The following is a 7,478-nucleotide window of genomic DNA, read 5'->3' as shown; positions in this document are numbered from 1 at the left end:
GGTCTCCCGGAGAGGGCGAAAATGCTGCACCCCATGCTGCGCAGCATGAAGTGCGGTAAGTGGCTGAAAAGCCTCTAGGCTTCGTTGCCGAAGATCACCGTGCCGGCCGCGGCGAACATGCCGCCCACGCCCTGGCAGACGCTGATCTTGGCGCCGTCGACCTGGGCCGCGGCGGTGCCGCGCATCTGACGCACGCTCTCCATCAGGGCGTACATCCCGTACATGCCTGAGTGCATGTAGGACAGGCCGCCGCCGTTGGTGTTCATGGGCAGCTTGCCGCCGATGGCGGTATTGCGCTCACGCACGAAGTCCTTGGCCTCGCCGGGCTTCACGAAGCCGAGGTCCTCCAGGCCGTAGAGCGGCAGGTGGGCGAAGGCGTCGTAGATCATCAGGTGATCCACGTCGGCATGCTTGATGCCGGCTTCCTCGAAGGCCTTCTTGCCCGAGACGCGGAACGCCTTGGAGGAGTTGAAGTCCTCCATCTGGCTGACCATCGGGGTCTCGACGCTCTCCCCGGTGCCCAGGACGTAGACCGGCTTGTTGGGGAAGTCCTTGGCGCGGTCGGCGCTGGTGATGATCAGGGCCCCGCCACCGTCGGTGACCAGGCAGCACATCAGCATCCGGAACGGCCAGGCGATCATCGGCGAGTTCAGCACGTCGTCGACGGTGATCGGATCCTTGAAGGAGGCGCGCGGGTTGAGCGCCGCCCACTCCCGCTGAATCACCGACACCGTGGCCAGGTCCTCCTCGGTCACGCCGTAGGTCTTCATGTAGCGAAGCACCGGGATCGTGAACATGGTGGGGGGGCTGGTGACGCCGTAGGGCATCTCGAACTGGCCCATCAGCGAGGTGGCGTTACGGCCAAAGCCGCCGGCGCCGACTCGGCTACGGCCCGATTCCCCGTGGGTGATCAGGATGGTCTTGGCCAGGCCCGCATTGATGGCCGCCGCCGCATGGCGGACGTGCAGCATGAACGAGCAGCCGCCGACGCTGGTGCCGTCGGCATAGGTCGGCGTGATGCCCAGATACTGGGCCAGTTCGACGGGGCTGACGCCCGCGGTGGCGACGCCGTCGATGTCCGAGGGCTTCAGGCCCGCGTCCTTCATGGCGTTGAGGGCGGCGTCAGCGTGCAGACCCAGGACGGAAACGTCCGGAATCTTGCCCATCTTGGTGGTCTCTGCGGCCCCGACGACCGCGACTGATTTCGGTTTCATATGCGCTCTCAGCCCTTCGCCGGTTCGAACAGGGGAAGGGAAATGTCGTCGGTCTGCTTCTCGAACTTCACCTGGACCTTCATGTCCAGCTGCAGGGCTTCCGGCGTCTGCGGGCAGCCCACGATGTTGGTCATCAGACGAGGACCTTCATCCAGCTCCACCACCGCGATGGAGTGCGGCTCCGTGCCCATGTCGGGGCGCGGACGATGGTTGATGACGTAGGAGTAGAGGAAGCCCTTGCCGCTGGCGGCATAGACCTCGACATCGCGCGATCCGCACTTGGGGCAGAACGGGCGGGGCGGGAAATAGCTGTGGGTGCATTCGGTGCAGCGCTGCAGACGCAGTTCGCCGTCCTTGCAACCCTCCCAGAAATGCCGGGTCTCCGGCGTGGGTTCGGGCAACATTCGAGCCATATGAAAATTCGTCCCTGATCAAATTCGTCTTGGCCCTCGAAACGAGGGCGCTGCAACAAACCCGAGGTTGGCCCGCTTGTCGATTGTTAACGTGGCGGGAAGTGAGACGCCGGGCTCTTTCCTCCCCCGTTTACGGGGGAGGAAAAGACGCACCCATTCCCCCCCAAATGGCGCTACATCCGTCCCATGCCTGAAAGCGTGATCGCGCAATATGGATGGTCCGACGAGCTGGCCCTGGCCTTTGGGCCGCACGCCCAGGCCGGCCACACCCCGGCCCGCGTCGTCGCCCAGCATCGCGACGGCTATCTGGTGGCGACCGACCAGGGCGAGCTGCGGGCCAACCTGTCGGGCCGCCTGCATCACGAGGCCCAGGAGGCCGACCCGCCGTCGGTCGGCGACTGGGTGGCCCTGGCGCTGAACCCCGCCGACGGCGCGGCCACCATCGAGGCGGTCCTGCCGCGGCGCACGGTGCTGACCCGCCGGGCCGCCGACAGCCTGGGCAAGCTGCAGGTCATCGCCGCCAATGTCGACGTGGTCTTCGTCGTCAGCTCGATGAACGCCGACCTCAATCCGCGCCGGATCGAGCGCTATCTCGCCGCCGCCTGGCAGAGCGGCGCCCGCCCGGTGGTGGTGCTCACCAAGTCGGATCTCTCCGACGACCCGCAGGGCCAGGCTGCGGAGATCGTCGCCCTGGCGGCCGGCGCCCCCGTCCTGCTGGTCTCGGCCCGCGACAGCCTGGGCCTGGAGGCCCTGCTGGCCCAGGTCGCCCCTGGCGAGGTCTGCGTGCTGATCGGCTCGTCGGGCGTGGGCAAGTCCACCCTGGTCAACGCCTTCCTGGGGCAGGACCGCATGACCATCGCCGCGATTCGCGAGGCCGACGACCAGGGCCGCCATACCACCAGCCACCGGCAGCTGGTCCTGCTGCCGGGCGGCGCCCTGCTGCTCGACACGCCCGGCATCCGGGAGGTGGGGCTGATCGACGCCGAGGAGGGGATGAGCGAGGCCTTCGACGACATCGAGCAGCTCGCCGGAGATTGCCGATTCAATGACTGCGGCCACAGCCACGAACCCGGCTGCAGGGTCCAGTCCGCCCTGGCCAGTGGGGCGCTGGACCCCGGCCGCTGGGCCAACTTCCAGAAGCTCGGTCTTGAGCTGGCGGCGGTGGGGCAGAAGGCCGACCGCATCGCCAAGGCCGCCGAGCGTCGCCAGTCCGCCGCGCTACAGAAAACCTACCGCGCCACCAAGCGAGACCGCCGGGGCGGCGCCGACTGATCCTGGCGCGCGCCCGCCCGCGTGGCCCCGACGCCCGAATGTTTTTTCAGAATATGGGCCTCGCCACGCGATGAACGCGTTAGGGAGGGGCCAAACCACGAAAGATCAGCCATGCCCGCCTACACCATCGTCACCACCAGCGCGGCCCAAGGCAGCGACGCGGCCGAGATGAACACGCTGACCGACGACTTCACCGCCGAGGCCGAAGCCGTGGGCTATTCACGCCGCATGGCCGACGAAATGCTGGGCCTCGCCGCCCAACTGGCCCTCGACTTCGACTACAGCAATGTCGCGCTCTACGAGGGCGACCTGCTCGACGAAGACCTCGATCCCGACCACCCCGCCCTCATCGGCGTCTGGGTGCTGGACGAGGAGGGCGCCGCCTTCGTCCCCGCCGACGAATTCCGCGACGCGGTGACCGAACCCGCCTGACGCAAGCTTGGCAGTCACGGCCGGATACCTATATCGCCCCTGACGCAGGGGAGCCGCCGTGACGCAACACCCATTGAAGCCAGGGGTTGAGATTTACGGCGACGCCGAGGTCCTGGCCCGCGTGTCGCCCGCCGATCTGACCGACCTGACCCGCCGCGCGACCGACGCCACCTTCTACCGCGATGGCCTGACGCCCGAGCAGACGGGCGCCAATCTGCGCGTCGTGGAGATCAGCGGCCCCGCCTGCGCCGCCGCCGCCCAGGCCGGCCACCAGCACCTGGCGGCGGCCTTCGTCGGCGACGATCTGGCCGGCTACGTCATCGCCACGCGCCATGCGCCGGGCGACCTCGAACTGGACTGGCTGATGGTCGATCCGGCCTTCCACGGCTCGGGCGTCGCGGCGGGCCTGATGCAGGCCGGCGTCGCCTGGCTGGGCCCCGACCAGCCCATGTGGCTCAACGTCATCGCCTACAACGCCCGCGCCATCGCCTTCTATGAAAAGTTCGGCTTCACCGTGGACCCGGCCGCCACCACCGCCCACGCCATCCCCCACCACATCATGCGGCGAGGCTAGGTCCCGCCGCCCGACAATAGGCCGCGGCCTGTCTCGCCGAACATCGTTATCCGTTAACCGTTTTTTCAGCGGCGAAGCTTAGGCGGTTTACCTAACTTACACCCTGTTTTTCCGGGGTTTTCAAACCGGCGCCCCCAGGGCGGCAAGCCAGAAGAGCCTCTGCGATGCTGAAGACGATCAAGGCCAAACTGACCTTCTCCATCGGCGCGCTCGGCGCGGCCCTTGTGGTCATCGGTCTCTGCGGCTGGTTGGCCCTGAACCTCGCCAACGCCAAGATCAAGTCCATCATCGCCGATCGCGTGATCCCCATGGAGCAACTGAAGACGGTCAGCGACATGTACGCCGTCAGCATCGTCGACACCGCCTGGAAGGTGCGCACCGGCCAGCTCCCCTGGGCCGATGGCCAAGCCAAGGTCAACACCGCCACCGCCGAGCTCCACAAGTCGTGGAGCGCCTATTCCCAGACCAAGATGACGCCGGAAGAGACCACCCTGGCCCAGGGGGTCACCTCGGCCATGACCGGCGCGGACGCCGCCGTCACCAAGCTCCAGACCCTGCTGGCCGCCCAGGACCAGACCGGGCTGGAGGCCTTTACGGGGGCTGAGATGTATCCCGCCATCGAGCCCGTGACCGACAAGGTCAGCGCCCTGGTCGACCTGCAGATCACCGCCGCCCGCGCCGACGGGGCCGCCGCGGCCCAGGCCTCCACCATCTTCCACCTGGTGATGGGGGCGCTGGGCCTGGCCGCCGCCGGCATCCTGGTCTTCGGCTTCAGGATCGTCATCGGCGGCGTCTCACGCCCGCTCCAGGCCATGACCAGCGCCATGCGCCGCCTGTCGGGGGGCGACCACAGTGTCGAGGTCCCCGCCGTGGGCCGCGCCGACGAGATCGGCGAGATGGCCGCCGCCATGCTGGTCTTCAAGGCCGGCGGTATCGAGCGCGAGAAGCTGGCCGCCGAGGCCGCCAACTTCCAGCAGGAGCTGGACCGCAAGCTCAAGGAGATGGAGACCGCATTCGAGGCCTCCGGCCTGGCCCAGAAGGCCGTTGTCGAGGCCATGGGCCGCGAGCTCCAGCGCCTGGCCCGCGGTGACCTCACCGCCCGCCTCAGCGAGAGCGTGGCGGCCGAATACCAGCGCCTGCAGAGCGACTTCAACACCGCCGTGGCCCAGCTGCAGGACGCCATGGCCGGCATCGCCAGCGCCAGCGGCGGCATTCGCAACGGCGCCAACGAAATCTCCCAGGCCTCCGACGACCTGTCGCGCCGCACCGAGCAGCAGGCCGCCGGCCTGGAAGAGACCGCCGCCGCGCTTGAGGAGATCACCGCCACCGTCACCCGCACCGCCCAGGGCGCCGCCCACGCCCGCGACGTGGTGGCCAAGACCACCACCGACGCTGACTCTTCGGCCCAGGTGGTGCGCTCGGCCGTCGAGGCCATGGGCAAGATCGAGGCCTCGGCCCAGGAGATCAGCCAGATCATCGGCGTCATCGACGAGATCGCCTTCCAGACCAACCTGCTGGCCCTCAATGCGGGCGTCGAGGCCGCCCGGGCCGGAGACGCCGGCAAGGGCTTCGCCGTCGTCGCGTCGGAAGTCCGGGCCCTGGCCCAGCGGTCGGCGGAGGCGGCCAAGGAGATCAAGGCCCTGATCGGCGCCTCCACCGCCCAGGTCAATGAGGGCGTCACCCTGGTCGGCCAGACCGGCGAGGCCCTGCAGCGCATCGCCGTCCAGATCTCCCAGATCAACGGCGTGGTCTCCGAGATCGCCGCCAGCGCCCAGGAACAGGCCACCGGCCTGCATCAGGTCAACACCGCCGTCACCCAGATGGACCAGATGACCCAGCAGAACGCCGCCATGGTCGAGCAGTCCACCGCCGCCGGCCATTCCCTGCGCAATGAGGCCGACACCCTCATGTCCCTGATCAACAAGTTCGACGTCGGCGCCGCCGGCGTGGCCCTGCGTCCCGCCGCCCGCGCCGCGACCGCCCCCGCCCGCCGCATCCCCGCCCCCAGCGGCGCCGCCACCGCCCGCAAGCTCGAGCCCCAGGGCGAGGGCTGGGAGGAGTTCTAGAGGCGAGATGCTCCCCCTCCTGTGGGAGCTGTTGGCCCGAAGGACCGGCTGAGGGGGACTTTGACTTTTGTTTTGCTGATCCTAGCCGCCAGACGGCGGTCGAGCGGGTGTCTGGAGAGCGCTAGGCTGTGACTTGAGACCTCCCATGGCCGCCTTGCCGGGTCGGGTATTTCAGCCCTAGGCCGACGAAACCAACGATCACAGCAAAGAGGGTCCATTGGGGGAGGACCCAGAGGCTTCCAAAATGGGCAAGTCCGTAGCCGACGAACAGCGCGACGAACGCAAGATATTGCGCCGCAATGAAGACAACGACGGCGCTAACTCGACCCGAAAGGGCCGCGTAGATCTTCGTTGCGCCCGACAAGAGTAGAACCGCGGTGATGCCGTGCCAGACAACAGCCATTGTCGCGCGAACCTCAAGCGCCAGGCTTTCGCTGGACTGGACGGGCGCATGGACCTCGGGCCCGCCCAAAAAGACGTGGACCGCCGCTGTCGCGAGCGACAACATCCCCGCAATCATCATCCACCAGTTCACAAACCCGCTCCCCGTCCATACGCTACCGTACGGATTACCTTCAACCCAACGACGCGTCAATACGGTTGCGTATGGAACAGCAGGGCGAAACCTATGGCGCTTGGCAAGGAAGATTGGATCTTCAGTGGCTTCCGGGCCCTGGCCAGAGGGGGACACGCCGCCGTCAGGGTGGAGGCGCTGGCGCGCGAACTGGGGGCGACCAAGGGGTCGTTCTATTGGCATTTCAAGGACCAGGCGGCCCTCAAGGGCGCTATGCTGGAGACTTGGAAATCTAAGGCGACAGACGAAATAATCAGCGCCCTGACGGAGATCGCCGCCCCCCGGGAGAAGCTCGAAGCCTTGGCCCTGGCGGCCTCCGCGCCGCCCGCCGAAAGCTTCGGAGGATCCGAGCTCGAGACGGCGATACGCGAATGGGGACGATATGATCCCGCCGTGAGGCAGGTGGTCGACAGCGTCGACGACAGGCGACTGGAATTCACGACATCGTTGTTCTCCGAACTCGGACTAAGCCAGGCGCGAACTCGGGCGTCCCTGTTCTACGCCGCCTACGTCGGCCTGCTGCATCGTGGCGCCCTTCCGCATCCCGTGACCGGGGAGCGCCTGCTGGATTTCGCCAAGCTGCTGACGTCACAGCCGAGCGGTCCGGCTAGCCTCTGACGATCCTTCGCGCTTGGTCTGTCAGCGCCCAGACTGAGCTTGGCGGCCAGGGAGTAGGTGGCTCACTAGCGGTCGGCCAGCCGGCCTGGCCGTGGCTCGTCTATGCCCGCCCTTCACAGACGGCTGCAAGGTCTGCTCTTGACCCCCCAGGGTCATGTCTGGGTTCGGCGACGAGGGAAGCACGGCCGCGACCCGTTGCGAACCTTCAATCAGGCGCCGCAGATCTCAACAGATCGGCGAACCTGTGGCGGCCGCGGCGTGCGCGGCCCCCCCCCCGCCCCCAAAGGCGATAAGCACCGTTACCGCAACAATGAC

The 7,478-nt window shown here is 67.5% G+C and carries 8 protein-coding genes; 5 read left to right on the top strand and 3 right to left on the bottom strand.

Going from position 1 to position 7,478, the window contains the following annotated elements; all coding sequences use genetic code 11:
- Positions 1-74 precede the first annotated feature (74 nt).
- Both RMO97_RS11465 and RMO97_RS11460 read right to left on the bottom strand, forming a co-directional pair.
- Positions 75-1,214, bottom strand: coding sequence for a thiolase C-terminal domain-containing protein (locus RMO97_RS11465; RefSeq protein ID WP_304781119.1), 1,140 nt, complete (start codon positions 1,212-1,214; stop codon positions 75-77).
- 8 nt (positions 1,215-1,222) lie between these two features.
- Positions 1,223-1,627, bottom strand: a complete 405-nt coding sequence (locus RMO97_RS11460) for a Zn-ribbon domain-containing OB-fold protein (protein ID WP_304829655.1) — start codon at positions 1,625-1,627, stop codon at positions 1,223-1,225.
- Positions 1,628-1,825: 198 nt separating this feature from the next.
- Between RMO97_RS11460 and rsgA the strand changes: the two genes are divergently transcribed.
- From rsgA to RMO97_RS11440, 4 genes are all read left to right on the top strand, one after another.
- Entirely contained in the window at positions 1,826-2,899 is a 1,074-nt protein-coding gene (rsgA, locus tag RMO97_RS11455) for a ribosome small subunit-dependent GTPase A (protein ID WP_310541161.1), read from the top strand.
- 111 nt (positions 2,900-3,010) lie between these two features.
- Positions 3,011-3,331 (top strand): hypothetical protein, encoded by a 321-nt coding sequence (locus RMO97_RS11450; protein ID WP_310541159.1) that lies wholly within the window; start codon positions 3,011-3,013, stop codon positions 3,329-3,331.
- Positions 3,332-3,389: 58 nt separating this feature from the next.
- Positions 3,390-3,905, top strand: coding sequence for a GNAT family N-acetyltransferase (locus RMO97_RS11445; protein ID WP_310541157.1), 516 nt, complete (start codon positions 3,390-3,392; stop codon positions 3,903-3,905).
- 164 nt (positions 3,906-4,069) lie between these two features.
- Positions 4,070-5,971 carry a methyl-accepting chemotaxis protein gene (locus tag RMO97_RS11440; protein ID WP_310541155.1) on the top strand — a complete coding sequence of 634 codons (1,902 nt, stop codon included), beginning with the start codon at positions 4,070-4,072 and terminating at the stop codon, positions 5,969-5,971.
- Between the two features lie 121 nt (positions 5,972-6,092).
- Here RMO97_RS11440 and RMO97_RS11435 read toward each other — a convergent pair whose 3' ends face one another.
- A complete protein-coding gene (locus RMO97_RS11435) occupies positions 6,093-6,506 on the bottom strand; it encodes a hypothetical protein (protein WP_310541154.1) in 414 nt (137 codons plus the stop codon).
- A gap of 93 nt (positions 6,507-6,599) precedes the next feature.
- Between RMO97_RS11435 and RMO97_RS11430 the strand changes: the two genes are divergently transcribed.
- A complete protein-coding gene (locus tag RMO97_RS11430; protein WP_310541152.1) occupies positions 6,600-7,163 on the top strand; it encodes a TetR/AcrR family transcriptional regulator in 564 nt (187 codons plus the stop codon).
- The last annotated feature ends 315 nt before the right edge of the window (positions 7,164-7,478 follow it).

This window comes from Phenylobacterium sp. (assembly GCF_031425575.1).
GTDB lineage: Bacteria > Pseudomonadota > Alphaproteobacteria > Caulobacterales > Caulobacteraceae > Phenylobacterium.
Note: the sequence above shows the minus strand (reverse complement) of the source record. Positions and strands in the feature narration are given on the sequence as shown.